Below are 18896 nucleotides of genomic sequence, written 5' to 3' on the forward strand. Positions count from 1 at the left end.
CCAGCGGGGTAATGAATGGCTCTTGATCCAATCTGCGGCATGACGGTGGACCCGGCGACGGCGGCGGGTCATTTCGACCATGACGGCCGGACGTACTATTTCTGCAGCGTCCACTGTCTTGACCGGTTTCGTGCCGCACCGGACCAGTACGTGAAGCACGTACCGGTTGTGGCGGCAGTCGGATCCGGGCTCGATCGGCGTTCATTGCCGATGATGCAGACGATGCCTGACCAGCCACCGGATGTAGGCGGTGAGCGGGATCCGGTCTGCGGGATGACCGTTCAACCGGCCACCGCTGCCGGGTCTTATGTGCATGCGGGCAAGACGTATTACTTCTGTTGCCAAGGCTGTCTCGAAAAATTCCGGGTGGACCCGGCCCGATATGTGTCTCCGGCTACCGTGGCGTCACCACCAGTGCCACGGCAGTTCGGGGGCAAGTCGCTCCCGATGCTGGGCGGCTCGTCGTCGGGTAACGTAGTTACAGGCGTCATCGATCCGGTCTGTGGCATGACGGTGAATCCGGCGACGGCGGCCGGGTCGTTCGATTACCAGGGCACGACCTACTCGTTCTGTTGCCAAGGCTGTCTCACCAAGTTTCGCGCCGACCCGCAGCGCTATCTCGCGCCGTCATCATCGAAGTCGATGGCATCCGTCACACCGCCTCCTCCCGGGACGAAGTATGTCTGCCCCATGTGTCCTGAGGTGTTGGAGGAGAAGCCGGTACCCTGCCCGAAATGCGGCATGGCACTGGAGCCGGATTCGATTCAGCCGCTGCCGACCAAGACGGAGTATGTCTGCCCGATGCACCCGGAGGTGGTGAAGGCGGAGCAGGGAGCCTGTCCGATCTGTGGGATGGCGCTGGAGCCGCGAACCGTCACGGTCGAGGAAGAGTTGAATCCCGAGTTGGTGGACATGGCCCGGCGGTTCTGGGTGGCATTGGGTCCGGCGGCGGTCGTGTTCGTCTTGGCCATGTCGCATATGTTTCCCGGCCACCCGATCCAGCATCTCCTGTCCGATGGGCAGTCGGCGTGGGTGCAGTTCCTGCTCAGCACGCCGGTGGTCCTCTGGGCCGGCTGGCCGTTCTTTCAGCGCGGCTGGGCTTCGATTGTCCATCGGAGCCCAAACATGTTCACGCTGATTGCGATCGGCACCGGCACGGCCTATCTCTACAGCGTCTTCGCCACGATATTTCCCGAGCTGATCCCGCAATCGTTCCATCTGGAGAGCGGGGCGGTACCGGTGTACTTCGAGGCGGCGGCGGTCATCACGGTGTTGGTTCTGCTGGGGCAGGTGTTGGAATTGCGGGCAAGGAGTCGGACCACCGGGGCAATCCGGGCTCTGTTGGGGTTGGCTCCTAAGACCGCGCGGCTTTTGCGCGAAGACGGCCGTGAAGAAGATGTGTCGCTCGACCAGGTGCAGGTGGGACATCGCCTGCGCGTGCGACCGGGAGAACGGGTGCCGGTCGATGGGATTGTGCTGGAAGGGGCCACGGCAATCGATGAGTCGATGATTACCGGCGAATTCTTGCCGGTTGAGAAAACCGCCGGAGATCGGGTGACGGGTGGCACGATCAACGGATCCGGCGGGCTGGTGATGCGGGCCGATCGAGTGGGCGCGGATACGCTCCTAGCGCATATCGTTCAGATGGTGGCGGAGGCGCAACGGAGTCGAGCTCCCATCCAGCGTACAGCCGATGTCGTGGCCGGGTATTTTGTTCCGATGGTGGTTGGCGTGGCGATCGTGACCGGATTGGTATGGGCGTTGGTGGGGCCGGAACCGCGGCTGGCCCATGCCTTGTTGAATGCGGTGGCCGTGCTGATCATTGCCTGTCCCTGCGCCCTGGGTTTGGCGACGCCGATGTCGATTATGGTGGGGACCGGTCGCGGCGCGGCGGCCGGTGTGTTGTTTAAGAAAGCTGAAGCGCTGGAGACCATCGAAAAGGTCGATACGTTGGTGTTCGACAAGACCGGCACACTGACGGAGGGTAAGCCGAAACTTCGCGTCGTGAGCGCGGTTGCTCCCTGGTCGGAAGCGGATCTCTTGCGATTGGCGGCATCGGTGGAGCGAGGGAGCGAACATCCGGTAGCCAGCGCGATTGTCAGCGGAGCCGAAGCGCGGGGTCTCACATTGGAGTCGGCATCGGGGTTCACGTCAAAAACGGGGAAGGGCGTGATGGCGGTGGTCGATGGCAAGCGAGTGGCGGTCGGGACCGTCGATCTGTTGCGTGAGATGCGGATGGCGGATGACGCGTCCCTCGCCGCGTTGGACGCCGATGCCGAATTGATGCGTCAGACCGGGCAAACCGTGATGTTCGTCGCCGTCGATGGCCGGCCGGCCGGGTTGCTCGGGGTGGCCGATCCGATCAAGGCGTCGACCCCTGAGGCCCTGCGGTTGTTGCGTCAGGAAGGCATTCGCCTTGTGATGGTGACGGGCGATCATGCCGTGACGGCGCAGGCGGTCGCGAAGGAACTGGGTCTGGACGACGTTCGGGCGGGCGTGAAGCCGGATGAAAAGAGCAAGATCATCCGAGAACTTCAACAGCAGGGCCATGTGGTAGCGATGGCGGGTGATGGGGTGAACGATGCGCCGGCACTGGCGCAGGCGGATGTCGGGGTGGCGATGGGAACCGGCACCGATGTGGCGATGGAGAATGCCGGAGTCACCCTGGTGAAGGGCGATTTACGAGGCATTGTACGGGCGCGCCGTTTGAGCATTGCGACGATGCGTAACATTCGCCAGAATCTCTTCTTCGCCTTCGTCTACAATATGATTGGTGTTCCGGTTGCTGCCGGACTGTTGTATCCGTTCTTTGGCCTCCTCCTCAGCCCGATGTTGGCCAGTGCCGCGATGACGTTTAGTTCCCTCTCGGTGATTTCAAACGCATTGCGCCTTCGGCATGCCGATTTGTGAGTTCTGAGTGTGCGACCCCTGGTCCAGTGATACGCTGGGGCCTGCCGCGTGAGAGGATGTGTGGCGCGATGTTCATGAGTCGGTGTCATTCCTGCCTGCTGACGGCGGGTGTACTCGGTGCCCTGTTGGGAATCGGGCCTACGCTGCCTGCTTCGTCTGCCGAATCAGTGGTGGTTCGCCCCTCTCGTGTCAGCACGACCGGGGATTTGCAGTCCCAGGTGCGGGCCACCGCGGCCAAAGTCCTTCCCGCTGTCGTCAGCATCGCGTCCACTGTAATGGTGCACGATCAGGCGTTCAGCGATGAAGGTCTCCCCTTCGGTATGTTCAAGGACGTGCCGCCGAGACGGCAATATGGGCAGGGCTCCGGGGTCATCGTGTCTCCGGACGGGTACATCATCACCAACAATCACGTCGTGGCCGATGCGGTGGATGTGGAAGTCATTCTCGCGGACCGACGGCAGTTCAAGGGCCGTGTGGTCGCGACCGATCCGAAAACCGATGTTGCGGTGGTAAAAATCAACGCTACCGGTCTTCCTGTTGCGGCCTGGGGCGATTCCAGCGCGCTTGCCGTCGGCGACTTCGTATTGGCTATCGGCAATCCTCTCGGTCTGAGCCGCACCGTCACCTTCGGGATCGTCAGCGCCGTCGGTCGCGCGGATGTGGGGGTGGCCGATGTGGAAGACTTCATTCAGACCGACGCGCCGATCAATCCCGGGAATTCTGGCGGGGCTCTGGTGAACACCAACGGAGAATTGGTGGGGATCAATACGGCCATTGCCAGTCCCACGGGCGGCAGCGTGGGGGTGGGATTCGCCATTCCCAGCAACATGGCGAGGACCGCCATGCAGAGTCTCATCAAGACGGGTCGGGTCGTCCGGGGGTTCTTGGGCGCCTCTACGCAAGATGTCACGCCGTTGCTCGCCAAGACGTTCCATCTTCCCGACGTAAAGGGCTCGATCATTACCGACCTGCAGGCCAAAGGGTCCGCCGAACGGGCCGGATTGAAGCGCGGCGATGTGGTGGTGCGTTTCGACGGGCGGGACGTCATGGATAGTGGCCATTTGCGGAATCTGATGGCCACGGCGGCTATCGGCAGCAAACACCGGATTGAATTGCTGCGTGATGCTAAGTTGATGCAGGCGGACCTCACCGTGCAGGAAGCGCCGCGGGAACGGCCCAAGAAAACGCAGGCGGCGGACATCGCCGGTTCCACCACGCATCCCCTCTCCGGCGTCATCGTCGATGAGATCACTCCGGCATTGGCGAGGCAAATGGATTTGCCGGCGAACTCCGGGCTCGTGGTGACGGATATTGAAGACGGCAGCCTGGCTGAAGTCTCCGGTCTTCAGCCCGGCGATCTGCTGCTGGAACTCAATCGACAGCCCATCCCCAACTTCAACACGTTCCAACGTCTTGCCGAACCGCTCCGGTCGACGGATCTGGCGCTGTTGCTGATCAATCGTCAAGGCAGTCTGCTCTACATTCCCATCCAGAGCGAATAGGTCTGCGCGAGCCGCCAACCGGCAGCATGGCACAGGCACGCCCGGCTGAACCTGCACGGTGAAGCCTGGTCGATGGTCTGTGGAAATTCCCAAAGAAATTGAATTTGCAAGCCGGTACGGCATACTGAGTCGGAGAGTGGCCGAAGGCTGTCTCGCAACGAGGTGCAGGATGTGGGCGATTTCGCGGGTGAGTGGTCTGCTCGCACTCTGGCTGTGCGCCGCATGTACGTCTGAGCCGGCGGCGGCTCCGCCGTATCTCGTCGGCGTCTGGCAGACGCAGGCATCAGGGTATGCCAACCAACATATGTTTATCGATGAGCACCGCATCGGATTCGGCACGAGTGCCGTCACGGCGGATGGCTACGTGATCACGAAGATCGATGAAAGGCGGGAGGGGGCCAAGAGTTTCTTCGTCGTGTCGTATCAGGGTGCCGACGAGGTCCACTATCAACTGGCATTTTTTTATGACCCCGCCGGTGGTGGACGGATTGTCTACAAGAATCAGGACCATTTGGTCTGGACACGAAAGGACCCGACGTCATGAGCCGCCAGCGGTTTCGGCGTCATTTTCTGTGGGACGCGGTTCAGCTGCGCCTGCTGAGGTTGAGCGTGTGCTATGTCGTAGTGGTCATTGCGGTTGTGTCAGGGGCCCTCTTCGTTCCGCTGATGCGTCAGTTGGATCACCTCTCGTTGTCGACGGCGGAGGGGCAGCGGGTCGCCGATCAGTTCGAGTTGCTGCACAGCCGCTTTTGGCCGGCAGTGTTGGTGGTGTCGGTAGGGCTCATCGTGCATGGTGTTTTCTTTTCGCATCGCATCGCCGGCCCGCTCTATCGGTTTCGAAAGATTTTTCAGTCGGTAGCCAGTGGCGATCTGACCGTACGCACCTCGATTCGCAAGCACGACTATCTCCATGCGGAAGCGGAATGTTTGGGGGAGATGGTCGGTGCGCTTCGGGAGAAAATTGCTCGTATCGAGGCCTTCCATGCGGAAATCGCTCCACAGTTGGACCGGTTGAAGCAGGCAGCGGGACGAGGTGCGTTCCGCGAGGTGGAGCAGGAGGCTGACCGGCTTCGTCTGACCATCGAGCAGCTGGCCCAGGCGATGGAGCCCTTCCGGACGAAGTCAGGCGGCGAGGTGAAGCCAGGTCCCTCACCTCTGCCGACTATGGAAGGATTGTAGGCATCGTATGGCGTACGTCACACGTTGCCGCACGCAGCAGGGTTTTACGATCATTGAGTTGATGATTGCCGTGACGATTGTCGGGGCGTTGGCGGGTTTGGCGATTCCGAACTATCTGAATTACCTCGATAAGGCGAGACTGGCTCGCTGCATCGCGGAAATTCGCTACATCGAGCGGGTGATCGATTCGTACGAAGCGGCCAACGAGTCGTTGCCCCACACACTGGCCGAGGTGGGAGCCGGTGAGATGGTCGATCCCTGGGGCAATCCCTATGCCTACCTCAATATTGCGGCGTTAACGTTGCCCGGTTCGGGTAGTGGAGGAGGATCGGGTGGCACAGGAGGATCGGGCGGTACGGGTGGATCTGGTGGTGGAGGGGGAGGCGGTGGATCGGTACCCGCATCATCAGCGCCCGGAGGGAGGCAGACGTCCTATTGGTTCGAGCCGACCAGTGCCTACGCGGCGAACGTGTCCGGGGGAGGGCCACCATCGCAACCTCGGAAGGATCGCTTTCTCCATCCGATCAATTCCGACTACGACCTCTATAGCATGGGCAAAGACGGTCAGAGCATGGAACCGCTGACCGCCCAGAAAAGCCACGACGATGTCATCCGCGCCAACGACGGCAGTTTCGTCGGGCTGGCGGTAGAGTTCTAGCAGGACGAGGCCTCGTGCAGATTGAACGGTCGTTCCTGAGTAGTCGCGTCGCCCGCCGTGTCTTCTTCCTTTTCATTCTCTGTGCCGTGTTGCCGGTCGGGGTTTTGAGTCTGGTCGCGTTCAATGACGTGACTGGCCAGCTCACCCAGCAGGCCGAGCGTCGGGTGCGGCAGGAGAGCAAGGCCTTGGGGATGGCTCTCTATCAGCGGCTCCTCCTGCTGGAGGCTGAACTGCTCTCGATCAGCGAGCACCAGCAAGCGTCATCGGCCATGTCGCCGGATGGCGCGTCACCGCAGCCTCTGCCGAGTACGGTGAGATTCTTGGGGATGGCACACGTGTCAGTGGACGGGACCGCGAACGTCTTTCTGGGTACGCTGCCGTCTCTTCCGGCTCTCTCGTCCGCGCAGCAGTCGTTGCTTCAGCAACAGAAAACTCTGCTCATCGCGGGATCTGCTGAATCCGGGGGCAGGCGCGTATTCTTGGTCAGACGCACCGATTTCGATGCGCAGGCAGTTGTTGCAGAAATCAACCGCGAGTATCTGTGGGACCTTATCGGCGGCATGTCGATCCCGACAGAGATGTCCATGTGTGTGTTCGGCCAGGGGGCGGAGGTTCTATTCTGCAGTCCGTCCGCCCCGGCGAAGCTGCGGCAACAACGGGTGGGGCAAGCCGACGGAGATGGCCGTAGCCGTTCGCTAGTGGAATGGACGGATGAAAACGATTCATACATCGCCGGGTATTGGGCCATTCCGCTCCGGTACCAGTTTTTGACAGAACCCTGGACCGTGATGTTGAGCGAAGCCCGTAGTTCGGTGCTCGCGCCGCTGACAAGTTTTCACTATCGCTTCAGCCTCGTTGTGCTGATCGCCCTGTTATGTGTGGCCTTGCTGAGCGTGAATCAAATCCGGAAAACCATGGTGCCGCTGGAGGAACTGGGGCAGGGGACGAGGCGGATTGCGAAACGGGATTTTTCGATACCGGTGCAGGTGAACAGTGGAGATGAGTTTGAAGAACTGGCCATCTCCTTTAATGCCATGGCGAGTCGCCTCCATCAACAATTTGCCCAGTTGACGACGATTCACGAGATCGACCGGTCGGTGCTCTCGGTGCTCGATCCCAGCCTGATCGTCGATAGGGTTCTAGCCGGATTGCGCGAGGTGTCTCCCTGTCAAGGGATGGCCGTGTTGCTGGTCGATCCATCGGACCGCACGCGTGGCTGGCTGTATGCCAGGCTTGGCCCGGATAGTGCCCAGACGACAATGAAGGGTGTTGCGGTGACGGACGTTGAGCATCAACTGTTTCTGGCGCATCAGGACGGCGTCAGTCTGACGACGCCGGCCAGTGACGGCGCATTCGCCACGCTCAGCGGCACTGGAATCGAGTGCCTCCTGTTGCTGCCCCTCTTCCGTTCGCGTGATGTACTCGGCGGGATTGCACTCAGTTACCGGAAGGCGCCCGACATGGACGAGGATCACATCGAGCAATTGCGGCAGTTGGCCGATCAGGTCGCGGTGGCCTTGAGTAACGCCTCGGATCTTGCGGAACGTAAGCGAGCGGAAACGTCGTTGCGCGAGAGTAATATGCAGCTGGAAACCGCCATGGTCGAGCTCAAGTCGGCGCAACAACAGATGGTGCAACAGGAGCGGCTGGGGGCACTCGGTCAAATGGCGAGCGGCATCGCCCACGATTTCAACAACACCCTGTCGCCGATCATGGGTTTCAGCGAACTCCTGCTGATCGATCCCCGCATGTTGGAAAATACGGCACAGGTCAAGGAGTACCTTCAGACGATCAATATGGCGGCGAAAGATGCGGCGAAGGTCGTCAGCCGCATGCGAGATTTCTACCGGCCACGCCTCGAAGCCGATCTGGCCGGTATCGTCGATCTGAACTGCCTGGTCCAACAAAGTGTCAGGCTCAGCCAGCCTAAGTGGAAGGATCAGGCCTTGGCGAACGGGGTTGCGATCGAAATCAAGACGGAACTGGAGTCGGTGCCTGCAGTCGCAGGACATGAGTCGGAGCTGCGTGAGGTGCTGACCAATTTGATCTTCAATGCCGTTGATGCCATGCCGGCGAGTGGCTCCATCACGCTGCGCACCAAAGCCGACGGCGACGGGGTGCGATTGGAAGTGAGCGATACGGGTACCGGCATGACGGAAGACGTGCGTCAGCGGTGTCTCGAGCCGTTCTATTCCACCAAAGGGGAAAAGGGGTCTGGGCTAGGGTTAGCCATGGTGTACGGCATCATCCGGCGTTTGCGCGGCACTATCGATATCACGAGTACCGTCGGAGTCGGCACCACCTTCAGCATCCGGCTTCCTATTCAGTCGGATGCGGATGCGGGCAAGCGGCGCGATGGCCACAGTATGGAAGGGATCCGGCTACAGGTGCTGGTCGTCGACGACGACCCTCTGGTGGGCCGTGTCACGGGGGAATATCTTCGAGTCGCCGGGCATCGTGTGGAAGTGGTCGCCAGTGCGGCCGAGGCCATCAAGCGGTTCAACCCCGAGCGCGTACACCTGGTCGTGACCGATCATGGGATGCCGAATATGACGGGTCGTCAGCTGGCCAAGGTCATCAAGCACGTGTCGCCTGACACGCCGGTGCTCCTGCTGACAGGCGGTGATCAGATCGAGCAGGACGAGCAGGCGTCCGTAGCGGTCGATGCTGAACTGAGCAAGCCGTTGACCATGGGGGCACTCCAGGATGCGCTGGCGACGCTCCACTATCCAAAAACACTCCCTGCTGAGAGCCAGAAAAACATTGGGGATGCGGCATGAGGATGGTAGGCTAGGGGCGGTAGACCATTTCCGAACAGGAGCGCCGCAATGTCCATATCGGGCCTCGACCTCAGCACGATTAGACTGCTGCTGATAGACGACGAGCAATCCAGCCTCAAACTGATGGAAGCGATCCTCAAGCAGGCCGGGTTTTCGAAGATCACGACGACGACCGATCCACGCCAAGTCGCGCAGTTATACCAGGAGGTGAAGCCGGACCTGATCGCGATGGACATGCGTATGCCGCAGATGGATGGATGTGAAGTCATGCGGCAACTGGCGGGAGTCATTCCAGCCGACGAATATCTCCCGATCCTGATCATCACGGGCGAGCTGGATGCATCGACGAAACACAAGGCGCTGGCCGAAGGTGCCAAAGATTTCTTGAACAAACCGGTGGACGGCACGGAAATGGTGCTCCGCATCAAGAATCAACTCGTCACTCGGAAACTGCACCAACAGCTCCGCATGCATAATGAACACTTGGAAGCGCAGGTTCGCCTGCGCACCAAAGTCGTGGAGCAAACGCAGCTGGATCTGCTCAGTCGTCTCGCGCTGGCGTCCGAGTATCGCCACGACGCGACCGGCGGCCACGCCTGGCGTGTCGGGCGCATCGCCATGTTGCTGGCGGAGATGAAGGGGCTATCGGCGGATCAGGTGGATATGATCAAGAAAACCGCTCCGTTGCACGATGTGGGGAAAATCGGCCTGCCGGACTCGGTGCTTATGAAAACCGGGACCTTCGATGTTGCTGAGTGGGAGGTGATGAAGCAGCATACCAAGATCGGAGCGCGGCTTCTGTCGGACAGCCGGGCGCCGCTGGTGATGATGGCGCGGGAAGTCGCGCTGACGCATCATGAGCGATGGGATGGCACCGGCTATCACCAGATTAAGGATGTGCAGATTCCGCTGGCCGGACGAATCGTCGCGCTGGCCGATGCCTTCGATATCATGACGCACCCCACGTCATACAAAGCGACGTTGACGCTCAGTCAGGCTCGGGCTGAAATCGAAGCCATGGCCGGAAAACAGTTCGATCCTGAGTTGAGCAACTTATTTGTGCAGCTCATCGATCGTGAAGGAAAGAAGCTGTTGGCTACGACGAATCCGCTCCAGTTGGTCGCGTAACAGTCCCTTCGTGGTCTGATTCCTCCCGCCGCGTATCGCTCCTCAAGAGAGTCCTCTGAGTGCTGCTTGACGGATTCGCGAATGGTTCTGTACGATCCGTGCCACGATTATCAGTTTCGTAACACGGATATTCAGCCATGAAGAAGCTCGCGCGATTCGGCGTCTCCCTCGATCACGACCTCCTTGCCGATTTCGATCGTCTGATCGAACGTCGTCACTACACGAACCGTTCGGAAGCGATCCGCGACTTGATTCGCGACAATCTGGTCGGACAGCAATGGCATGAGAATAAGGAGACCGTCGCCACCATCGCGTTTGTGTACGACCATCATGTGCCGGGGTTGACGGGAAAGCTGACCCGTATCCAGCACGATTTTCAGGGACACATCCTGGCGGGGATGCATGTGCATCTCGATCACGATCACTGCCTGGAAGTCCTGGTTGCGAGAGGGAAAGGTGCCGCTATCCGCAAGGTGGCCGACGCCTTGTTGAGCGTCAAGGGCGTGAAACACGGCAAGCTCACCATGACGACGACGGGCAAGGGGTTGCGGTGAGCGGTCGGTGAAGCGGGTTGCTCTCCTGACCGTCTCAGTGAGTCTCTTGTGTTGGGTTGCTCCCCTCAGGGCCCATGATCCGGATGCGCCGGACCTGAATGTGCCGGAAGTAAATGTCGAAGCCGACCGTCCGGTTGCAGCCTCGTCGCAGCAATTCATCCCAGACAGGGAATATCTTCTCCAACCGCAAGGGCGTCCGGCCCAAGTGCTTCGCCTCATCCCGGGATTTATTGCCGTCGAACATTCGGGCGGCGCCGGTAAAGCCGACCAATATTTTCTACGCGGCTTTGATGCGGACCACGGCACGGATGTCGCGTTTTTTGCCGACGGAATGCCGATCAACCTGCGTTCCCATGCGCATGGCCAGGGGTACACCGACCTCAATTTCATCATTCCGGAGACTATCGAAGGCCTCGATGTCTACAAGGGGGCCTATCTGCCGGAGTATGGCGATTTTGCCACCGCGGGCGCGGTCAATTTCAGGACACGGGAGGCGGTCAGCGAGGGCGTGGTGCAGTCGGCCGGTGGGCAGTTCCATACGCAGCGCCACCTGCTGATGTTTTCCCCGACGACGGACCGTGTGCGCTCGCTGATTGCTGCTGAGGGGTACTACACGAACGGACCGTTTCAGCAGGATAACCGGTACTTTCGGGGCAATCTGCTCGGGAAGGCGACGATGAATCCAAGCGCCCGATCGGAGCTGTCGGTGACCGGTACCTTTCATAAGTCTCAATGGAATGCGTCGGGGGAGATCCCCTTGCGCGCCGTGCAGGACGGGTCGTTGGATCGGTTCGGTGCGGTCGATCCTTCCGAGGGTGGGCGAACGATGCGCGGTACCGGCCGGCTGAACTATCACTACGACACCACCTCCGGCGGCCGTTTTTTTGCCAATGCCTATGCGCAGTACTACCGGTTCGATCTGTTTACCAATTTTACGTTATTCCAGAACGATCCGGTCAACGGCGATGGGTTTCAGCAATCCGATCGGCGGGTCATGTATGGCGGGGACATCGGCTACAAACAGACCGCACGATGGTTCGACATGGACGGCGCAGCGACTGTCGGGGTGCAAACCAGGGTCGATCACATCCATGCCCGGCTCGGGCCGCAAGCGCTCAGAAATCCGCTCGGAAGCACGAGCGATACGGACATCACTGAGGCTTCCTATGCCCCTTTCTTCAAGCTGGAGGTGCAACCGACGCCATGGATGCGCCTGGCCGGCGGCGTGCGTAGCGAGGTGTTTACTTTCAATGTGCGTAACCGCTGCCAGACTTGTCTGGCGCAGGCCTCCGGGAGCGCCGACTCCGGTCTTGTGTTGCCGAAGGCGAATCTGATTCTGGGGCCCTGGTGGCGAACGGAACTCTTTTTGAACTATGGCGAGGGATACCATAGCAACGATGCGCGTTCAGCGGTGACTCCGGTCGCCTCACCGCTGGCAAGGGCCAAGAGTTATGAGGTCGGCCTTCGATCGAGACCGTGGGGTTCGGATGGTATTGAGCTGACTGCCACTCTGTGGGCGCTCGACATGAAACAGGAGCTGGTGTTTGTCGGTGACGAGGGCACGACTGAGATTCGTGGTGCGTCCCGTCGGCGCGGTATGGAGGTCGGAGCGCGTGGGCAGGTCTGGGGACCGGTGTATTTCAACGGCAGCATTACCTGGACCAAGGCGGAGTTCCGCAATGGCGAAGCCATTCCCCTGGCGCCGGAGGTAACGGCCTATGGTGCGCTCCTGCTGCGGTGGCCGGAAGGATTGACCTCGCAACTGCAAGCCACGTATTTGGGGGTTCGCCCGCTGACGGAAGATCGCAGCATCCGTGCGCCCTCCTGGATCGATGTTGATGTGTCCGAACGGTACCAGCTCCCGATCAAGCTGGCACATGGGAGGCTCGAAGCGTTTCTCTTCGTGCAGAATCTACTCAATACGAAGTGGGAACAAGCGGTTTTTGCCTTTGAGTCGAGGCTCAAGAATGAGGCTGCAGGTGTCACGGATATCCACTTTGTGCCGGGGAATCCGAGGATGGTCATGGGGGGCGTCGCGTGGTATTTTTAGCGGCCTTCTGAAAATGGCCTCCAGCTGCGTTCTCGGCTCGACAAAATCCTCACCGTACCCCGAGGGTACGCCTCCGGTCTTGTCTTCGCCTGCGGCCTTTCTGGAAGCCATTTTGAGAAGGACGCACATGGAAGGTAGGAGACGAGACTCGCCCATGAGAGAGATTTTGCCGAGGAGTTTTTTCGCTGGCCCAACCGTCGAAGTTGCGCGGTCGTTGATCGGGAAGTACCTCGTACGGGACAACGGGGCAGAGCTGATGGCCGGAAAGATCGTCGAGGTCGAGGCCTACGTCGGTCCGGAGGATAAGGCGTGTCATGCGTCAAAAGGACGAACGGCGAGGACGGAGGTGCTGTTCGGCCCCCCTGGAATGGCCTATGTGTATCTTTGTTATGGCATGCATGAAATGTTGAATGTGGTGACCGAGCAAGATGGATTTCCGGCTGCGATCCTTCTGAGGGCAGTGGCGTGCCGCGGGATGCTCATTGACGGACCGGGCCGGCTGACCCGCGCCTTCAGCATTGATCGCCGTCTGAATCGGTGCGATGTCACCACCGGAGAGGCGCTCTGGTTCGAAGACCGTGGAGAGGTGCTGTCGCAGGGTGTTCTGAAAACCTATCCGCGGATCGGAGTCGACTACGCAGGGGAATGGGCGAAAAAGCCGTGGCGGTTCCGATGGGAAGCAGCAGCCGGCTCAGGTCAAAGAAAGCGCCAGCGATTGATGCGATGAGGAAAAAGAAGAGGGCCGTTGTCGTGAGACAACGGCCCTCTCTCCGTACTGTCGAGAATCGAAACTAGTCGATCTTGCGATCGCCCGTGATCTTGGTCGCGGAGGTCACCGGCGGCTCGATCTTGATTTGCGGACCCTGCACGTTCGGCAACCGACCGGCACCCTGGCCTTCGGTAATCCGCGCATTGTCCGACTTTACCAATTTCTGTTCGGCATGTTTGCTGGAGGAATCAGCAGACTTCATCAGCGTGGACTCGCCGGCTCCCGCCTTCTGACCTGGGTCATTGGCTGTCGGTTGTCCGTTCACCGGGCTGCCGTCGTTCTTCATCGGATAACCTTCGTGCTTCGGCAACAGGGCCGGATTCGCGGAGGCCATCGAACACATGAACAATACACCTGCAAGGGTCGCGACGCTGCCGATCACGAATTTCATACCCCTACTCCTTTGAAAGAATGTGAAAGTATGGTGGTCGATTATAGACGTTAAAAGCCTGATGAGTGCGGGAATCTTAGCTATCTGAGGAAGCCGTGTCAAGGATAAAGGGGGAGGGGGAGCAGTTGGACGGCCTCAATGACCACCCACAGGTGTGTATGGCGATTCGCTAAGAGAAGCACGGTCTAGAGCCCGCTCGTTGGATGTGCGCAGGAGGAGGTTCACCCCGCCTGTCTGTTGAAGGTGAGGGGCAGAGTGCATTCTTCCGATGTGCGCAATTCGCCAGGCCTAGGACGTGACGTTGCTTGGTGCGGGGGGAGGCACACTGATGAAAGGACCGGTTCCGAGGGGGAACCTTCCAAGCCATGAGAACTAAAAGAGGACTTAGGACGCGGCGGTCGGGCGGCGTGGCGGACGGCGTCCGCGCCCTCGATACCGATGGGCCGGGCCTCGGCTGACACCGGGTAGACGTATCGTCACCGTCGTGCCTTCGCCGGGTGTGCCGGAAATGCCGATGCTACCCTGATGTTCCTCGACAATTTTCTTGACGGTGGCGAGGCCCAGGCCGGTACCGGAGCGCTTCGTCGTAAAGAATGGCTCGAACACTTTGTCGACATGTTCGGGAGGAATCGGTGTTCCGTTGTTCTTGATCAGGATTTGCACTTCCAGATGTCGTCCTGCCCGCTGGTTGCTCATGGAGATGGTCAGGATGCCGCCCGGGGTCATGGCCTCGATCGCATTTTTGAAAATGCTGAGGAACACCTGCTGCATCTTGGCTTCGTCGGCCCGGACCGGGGCGAGGAGCCCTGCATATTCTTTGACCACTTGAATACGGGTCGCTTCCAACTCTGTGGCCACCACGGTCAGCGCGTTTTCGACCATTTCTGGGACGCGGCAGAGCCGGCGTGCGAGGTCGAGTGGCTTGGCGAAGTCGAGGATTTCGTTCAGAATCGCTTCGATGCGGATCAGGTCCCGCATCGCGTTCTCGACACGGGTCTGCGGGTCGAAGTCGAGAATACCCTCCGCCGTGACTTCTTCCAGCTGCGCACGAATTGAACCCAGGGGTTCCCGGATTTCCGTCGCGAGAAAGGCGCTGAACTCTCCGATGGCCGCTTGCCGTTCCTGCTTTCTAATCACCGGCTCTGCCGAGATCAGCGCGACTGAGCCGGCGGCAGCATCTGGTTCGCCTTCCGTCTTGGCGGCACCCGGTGCCGGTGGTGGCGCAGCCTGAAGCAGCTCAACTAATTTGAGGTTGATCGGTTCGAGCTGGCGGGCATCGGTCACGGCGAAACGGTCCGCTTCCTTGGATGCCAGCGTGATGGTGCCGCCGACCTGGCCACGCAAGAAGAAGGGGAGCACCAGCGACGACTGGAACCGGTCTTTGTACAAGTGTTTGTGGTCGAGGAAGCGGCCCTGGGTCGAGGCGAGATCGTGATCGACGCGCGGCTTACGGTGGCGCACCACCCACCCGGCGGCAGAGGCGTCGAGGGTCAGGCGCTGGCCCGCCTTGAGGTCTTTTTTCTGGTCCTTCGGATCGGTCTTCTGTTCTCCGGCGATACCGAGCACTTCGACGTTACCTGCGAGTGGATCATAGGCTCCGATCCAGGCGCGATCGAAGGCCAGGGTCTGCCCCAGTTCGTTGAGAAGTCCGACGATCTTTTCTTGGATTTCCGGGGTCGCATGGGAGGTCGGCGCAGTATAGACATCCGGGGTCGCGATGACCGGCTGGGGCTCTTGCACGACCAGCGGACGGCTCAGCAGCACGTTGAGGTCAAAGAGGCTGTCCCGCTCAAGGGCCTTGGTAATGTCGTCGCCGGCCTGTTCCAGCATCGTTTTGTCTTTTTTCGCGTAGACGGCATTGTCTTTCCGTCCGATTACCAGGAAACCAAAGGTGCGCTGACGGTGGCGCAGCGGCACGCCCAGTAGCGACTTGGCACCCGGCGTGATCAGGCGAAGGCGCATGGTGCGTGAGGCCTCGGGATCGTTGCCGACGGGGACGGAGGTCAGCACCTTTTGCGAGGAGAGCGTACGGACGATCGATTGGACATCGCGCGGGGTGAATCCGCGGTGCACCTGCGTCGTGAGTGGCCCCTGCTCCTGGTGAAAAATTGCGACCAGGGCGGCCTCAGCGGGTAATCCGTTGACGACGGAGGTGAGGGTGCGTTGCAGGTGCGTTTCAGCGGCAGCTTTTTTTTCTGGTTCGGCTGGAGGACTCATCGACCTCTATGCAGGATGTTCCCGACTACGCAGGGGGCGACCATTTGTTCCGGTCTGGATGACTCCGCTGGTGAGTCATGGCCCGCAGCATGTTCGGAACATGGTGCTCGTTATAGGTTGTGCGCTCTCGGCGGTGAATGGCGAGCGTCGGTCGGCATTGTAGCAGCCGGATCAAGGTAACTCAAGGAAGCATCTGCATTCGAAGCACATAGGACTCATAGTGTATGGCACGGTCCATGGATCCTCCCATCGCCAGGCTATACGCCATCTGGCGGCCAGTCTCGGCTCTCGGTCGCTAGTCCGGGTTGATGATCGTGGGGGGGCGCTGGGGATGGTCGTGCCGTTCCACGCGGGTATGTTCCACCACCAGGATCATGTTGAGGAGGCTACTCACGAGGCTGATGACGAGGGCGCCCCAGAAAGAGGCCCCGAATCCCACAACGGTAAACCCTTTGACCAGTGCGGCGGTCAGTTGGAGCAGGAGGGCGTTGATTACCACCATGAACAGGCCGAGCGAGACGACGATCAGCGGGAGTGCCAGCAGGTAGAGCAGCGGCCGGATCAGCGTATTCAGTACCGTCAGCACAAGCACGGCTGCCAGACCGGCGCCGAAGCTTTCCGATTCGATGCCGGGTACGATCGTCACGGCGAGAAAGACGGCCAGCCCCATCACCAGGACCCGCATGACAAAGGGGCGGAGGCTGCTCGTGCTGCTTGCGCTGTGCTGACTGCTCTGTAGCTCAAACACTCGCATGGGGCGCTATTGGGCCTCTTTGGGTTTGGAGTCCGAGTAATGGACTTCCGTGGCGGTCAGGCCGTCGGTGCCCTTTTCGGCTTCGATGACCACGCGGTCTCCCACCTGCGGCGGGCTCTTCGGGCGGCGAAGGTTCCGTACCTTATATTGGGTCTTGTCCGTGATTCGTACCGACACGACCTGACCCTTGGGGGTTTTGACCTCGATGTGAGTCGCGTCGATAGCGGCCACGACGCCGAGCACATGCTGTCCGCTCCCATGGGCGGCTACCCCGGCCGGGGCGCAGATCAGAAGGAACGCGGCAATGAAGAGTCGAAGGAATGTCACGGGTCGTCCTTTCGTTGACGGATTAATGATGATGGGCGCCGACAGCCTTGGAGGCAGCGGCATCGTCTCCGCCCAGGAACTGGTCGATCAGGGCCTCTTCCTGGAGTTCTTTCCTGGTTTTTGGATTCAAGCCGGCCATTTCCTGCAATTCTTCTTCGGTCACGCTGGGGAGGTGGCGGATGAAGTGCACGAGTTGCCAGCTACCGCTGTCTTTCGCCGGATCACCGCTTCCCCAGCCGGGCATCGCGGTGAAGCGAATCCCGTTCTGGATGATGAAGAACAATTCTCCGTCGGACATAGTCTGAGTGTCTCGCAGGCGCAGGTCGGGCGCTTTGGGGTACACATTTTTGCCGATGACGGTGTCTCCACTACCATTGTTGGCATGGCATGAGGCGCAATGATCGGCGAAGTGGGCGAGAGCGTCCTTCATCAGTTCCTGCGTGATGGGTAGGGGATTGCGGAGCTGTCGATTCTCGAAGGGAATGGCCAGGTGCCGGAGTTGTCTGGCGATCAGCACTTCCAGCTCGTTCGGTTCGGCCTTGGCGCTAAACCCGGTGCTATAGGACTGATATCCGAACCACCCGAGGATTCCCAAGGTGGCCAGGAAGCCGATCATCAGCAGTCCGCAAAGTTTCTTCATGAGAGACAAACCTTCCAGTCTAGGCACAACGCCCTTTACCACTATACCGTCTCGATCGAATGAATGCCAATCACACCAGACTCGAGAGGATGTGTGTCGACTGTGCTCAGAAGGTTGCGAAAAAACTCTGTTCGGCCCTGGTGGTCGTCATGGGCAGCGAAGTGTCCGATGCCCAGGAACATCCCGCTAGGTAGATTGGGTCGCAGGCGTGAACAGGCGTAGCAGCAAGATGGCCGTCAGCGGCACATACATCAGCAGGCCGGTGGTGCCTTGAAGCGTTTCGCCGATCCAGAACGTCATCGCCAGATTAAAGGCCAGCACTCCGTAATAGAGTCCGCCACCGATCAGCAGGCGATGGGTGGTAGACGGACGGTGTGCCGGCAAGGGCTGGTGCAAGCGCCGGTCCAGCGGGAAGTAGATCAACAGGGAGATCGCGCCGACGACCGCCCAGCCGAGATAGTTCGCCATCGGGACGCCGAAATGCACGCCAGGGTCGGGATAATAGTAAATCTTTCCCAGAAACCAGCGGTCGCCTCGCAGCGCCACCGGATCGATCACCATATCGATGAAGGCGAAGAGCAGCACCGTCAGGGTGAATACCGGCCAACTTGTCCGGAGCGGCAGAGTGAACGTCAGATCGGGAAGTCGCGGTATAGTGCCGGCGCGCGAACTCGATTGGACCGGCAGCAGCAACAAGAGCGCCAGGCAATAACTGGCGAACAGTAGGAACGAGAACGAAATCGAGTCCATGAAGGGGATATTGGAGAAGTAGAGCTCCTGCCCGACCGTAGAGCCGTTGTAAAAGTACCAGCCGAAGGGGATGCCGTTACGGGTGGAGGAATATTCGCAGACGAAGGCGGTGATCCAGCTGACGAGCCAGAAGCGCCAGGTCCGCGGCCAGCCGATCAACGCAACGGCTGAAACCAGAAAGGCAGCGAGGAAGGCAAAGACGTAGGGGCGGAGCAGGATAGTGTTAAAGAAAAGGAGAGGGATTTCCATCGGAGGATCAACGGATGCTCAAAAAAGTCACGCTCTTT

16 protein-coding genes are annotated in these 18896 nt (G+C 60.0%); 10 read left to right on the top strand and 6 right to left on the bottom strand.

The features are described from left to right. Nucleotides 1–15: 15 nt before the first annotated feature. The 10 genes from V9G17_12490 to V9G17_12535 all read left to right on the top strand — a co-directional run bounded on the left by V9G17_12490 (nt 16) and on the right by V9G17_12535 (nt 13488). A complete protein-coding gene (locus V9G17_12490; GenBank protein MEI2753412.1) occupies nt 16–2910 on the top strand; it encodes a heavy metal translocating P-type ATPase in 2895 nt (964 codons plus the stop codon). Nucleotides 2911–2978: 68 nt separating this feature from the next. Continuing rightward, complete coding sequence (locus V9G17_12495) at nt 2979–4412, top strand: Do family serine endopeptidase (GenBank protein ID MEI2753413.1); 1434 nt, start codon at nt 2979–2981, stop codon at nt 4410–4412. Between the two features lie 169 nt (nt 4413–4581). After that, a complete protein-coding gene (locus tag V9G17_12500) occupies nt 4582–4956 on the top strand; it encodes a hypothetical protein (protein ID MEI2753414.1) in 375 nt (124 codons plus the stop codon). After that, nucleotides 4953–5591: a methyl-accepting chemotaxis protein gene (locus V9G17_12505; GenBank protein ID MEI2753415.1), complete on the top strand. Its 639-nt coding sequence runs from the start codon at nt 4953–4955 to the stop codon at nt 5589–5591. Before V9G17_12500 ends, V9G17_12505 begins: the two co-directional genes overlap by 4 nt. A 7-nt stretch (nt 5592–5598) precedes the next feature. Further along, a complete protein-coding gene (locus V9G17_12510) occupies nt 5599–6249 on the top strand; it encodes a prepilin-type N-terminal cleavage/methylation domain-containing protein (GenBank protein ID MEI2753416.1) in 651 nt (216 codons plus the stop codon). A gap of 14 nt (nt 6250–6263) precedes the next feature. Continuing rightward, on the top strand, nt 6264–9029 hold the full coding sequence (locus V9G17_12515; GenBank protein MEI2753417.1) for an ATP-binding protein: 2766 nt from the start codon (nt 6264–6266) through the stop codon (nt 9027–9029). 48 nt (nt 9030–9077) lie between these two features. Next, on the top strand, nt 9078–10157 hold the full coding sequence (locus V9G17_12520) for an HD domain-containing phosphohydrolase (GenBank protein ID MEI2753418.1): 1080 nt from the start codon (nt 9078–9080) through the stop codon (nt 10155–10157). Nucleotides 10158–10294: 137 nt separating this feature from the next. Continuing rightward, nucleotides 10295–10711 carry a nickel-responsive transcriptional regulator NikR gene (gene nikR, locus V9G17_12525; protein MEI2753419.1) on the top strand — a complete coding sequence of 139 codons (417 nt, stop codon included), beginning with the start codon at nt 10295–10297 and terminating at the stop codon, nt 10709–10711. 7 nt (nt 10712–10718) lie between these two features. Continuing rightward, entirely contained in the window at nt 10719–12761 is a 2043-nt protein-coding gene (locus V9G17_12530) for a TonB-dependent receptor (GenBank protein ID MEI2753420.1), read from the top strand. A gap of 154 nt (nt 12762–12915) precedes the next feature. Continuing rightward, complete coding sequence (locus tag V9G17_12535) at nt 12916–13488, top strand: DNA-3-methyladenine glycosylase (protein MEI2753421.1); 573 nt, start codon at nt 12916–12918, stop codon at nt 13486–13488. Nucleotides 13489–13552: 64 nt separating this feature from the next. Here V9G17_12535 and V9G17_12540 read toward each other — a convergent pair whose 3' ends face one another. The 6 genes from V9G17_12540 to V9G17_12565 all read right to left on the bottom strand — a co-directional run bounded on the left by V9G17_12540 (nt 13553) and on the right by V9G17_12565 (nt 18858). Beyond that, nucleotides 13553–13921 carry a hypothetical protein gene (locus V9G17_12540; protein ID MEI2753422.1) on the bottom strand — a complete coding sequence of 123 codons (369 nt, stop codon included), beginning with the start codon at nt 13919–13921 and terminating at the stop codon, nt 13553–13555. Nucleotides 13922–14305: 384 nt separating this feature from the next. Beyond that, nucleotides 14306–16138 (bottom strand): ATP-binding protein, encoded by a 1833-nt coding sequence (locus V9G17_12545; protein MEI2753423.1) that lies wholly within the window; start codon nt 16136–16138, stop codon nt 14306–14308. A 295-nt stretch (nt 16139–16433) separates the two neighbouring features. Continuing rightward, nucleotides 16434–16892 carry a phage holin family protein gene (locus tag V9G17_12550; protein ID MEI2753424.1) on the bottom strand — a complete coding sequence of 153 codons (459 nt, stop codon included), beginning with the start codon at nt 16890–16892 and terminating at the stop codon, nt 16434–16436. Nucleotides 16893–16898: 6 nt separating this feature from the next. Beyond that, nucleotides 16899–17219 carry a DUF5666 domain-containing protein gene (locus tag V9G17_12555; protein MEI2753425.1) on the bottom strand — a complete coding sequence of 107 codons (321 nt, stop codon included), beginning with the start codon at nt 17217–17219 and terminating at the stop codon, nt 16899–16901. Between the two features lie 22 nt (nt 17220–17241). Next, the gene (locus V9G17_12560; protein MEI2753426.1) at nt 17242–17859 is read right to left on the bottom strand and encodes a c-type cytochrome; all 618 of its coding nucleotides are present in this window, start codon (nt 17857–17859) and stop codon (nt 17242–17244) included. A gap of 186 nt (nt 17860–18045) precedes the next feature. After that, complete coding sequence (locus V9G17_12565) at nt 18046–18858, bottom strand: carotenoid biosynthesis protein (protein ID MEI2753427.1); 813 nt, start codon at nt 18856–18858, stop codon at nt 18046–18048. Nucleotides 18859–18896: the final 38 nt, after the last annotated feature.

The sequence above is a fragment of the Nitrospira sp. genome (genome assembly GCA_037045225.1).
Classification (GTDB): domain Bacteria; phylum Nitrospirota; class Nitrospiria; order Nitrospirales; family Nitrospiraceae; genus Nitrospira_A.

What these genes read in the sequence shown, in the direction of transcription:
- V9G17_12490 (MEI2753412.1), top strand. Translation starts at nt 16, where the DNA reads ATGGCTCTTGATCCAATCTGCGGCATGACGGTGGACCCGGCGACGGCG.
- V9G17_12550 (MEI2753424.1), bottom strand. Translation starts at nt 16,892, where the DNA reads ATGCGAGTGTTTGAGCTACAGAGCAGTCAGCACAGCGCAAGCAGCACG.
- V9G17_12540 (MEI2753422.1), bottom strand. Translation starts at nt 13,921, where the DNA reads ATGAAATTCGTGATCGGCAGCGTCGCGACCCTTGCAGGTGTATTGTTC.
- V9G17_12495 (MEI2753413.1), top strand. Translation starts at nt 2,979, where the DNA reads ATGTTCATGAGTCGGTGTCATTCCTGCCTGCTGACGGCGGGTGTACTC.
- V9G17_12565 (MEI2753427.1), bottom strand. Translation starts at nt 18,858, where the DNA reads ATGGAAATCCCTCTCCTTTTCTTTAACACTATCCTGCTCCGCCCCTAC.
- nikR (MEI2753419.1), top strand. Translation starts at nt 10,295, where the DNA reads ATGAAGAAGCTCGCGCGATTCGGCGTCTCCCTCGATCACGACCTCCTT.
- V9G17_12545 (MEI2753423.1), bottom strand. Translation starts at nt 16,138, where the DNA reads ATGAGTCCTCCAGCCGAACCAGAAAAAAAAGCTGCCGCTGAAACGCAC.
- V9G17_12520 (MEI2753418.1), top strand. Translation starts at nt 9,078, where the DNA reads ATGTCCATATCGGGCCTCGACCTCAGCACGATTAGACTGCTGCTGATA.
- V9G17_12510 (MEI2753416.1), top strand. Translation starts at nt 5,599, where the DNA reads ATGGCGTACGTCACACGTTGCCGCACGCAGCAGGGTTTTACGATCATT.
- V9G17_12505 (MEI2753415.1), top strand. Translation starts at nt 4,953, where the DNA reads ATGAGCCGCCAGCGGTTTCGGCGTCATTTTCTGTGGGACGCGGTTCAG.
- V9G17_12560 (MEI2753426.1), bottom strand. Translation starts at nt 17,859, where the DNA reads ATGAAGAAACTTTGCGGACTGCTGATGATCGGCTTCCTGGCCACCTTG.
- V9G17_12535 (MEI2753421.1), top strand. Translation starts at nt 12,916, where the DNA reads ATGAGAGAGATTTTGCCGAGGAGTTTTTTCGCTGGCCCAACCGTCGAA.
- V9G17_12500 (MEI2753414.1), top strand. Translation starts at nt 4,582, where the DNA reads ATGTGGGCGATTTCGCGGGTGAGTGGTCTGCTCGCACTCTGGCTGTGC.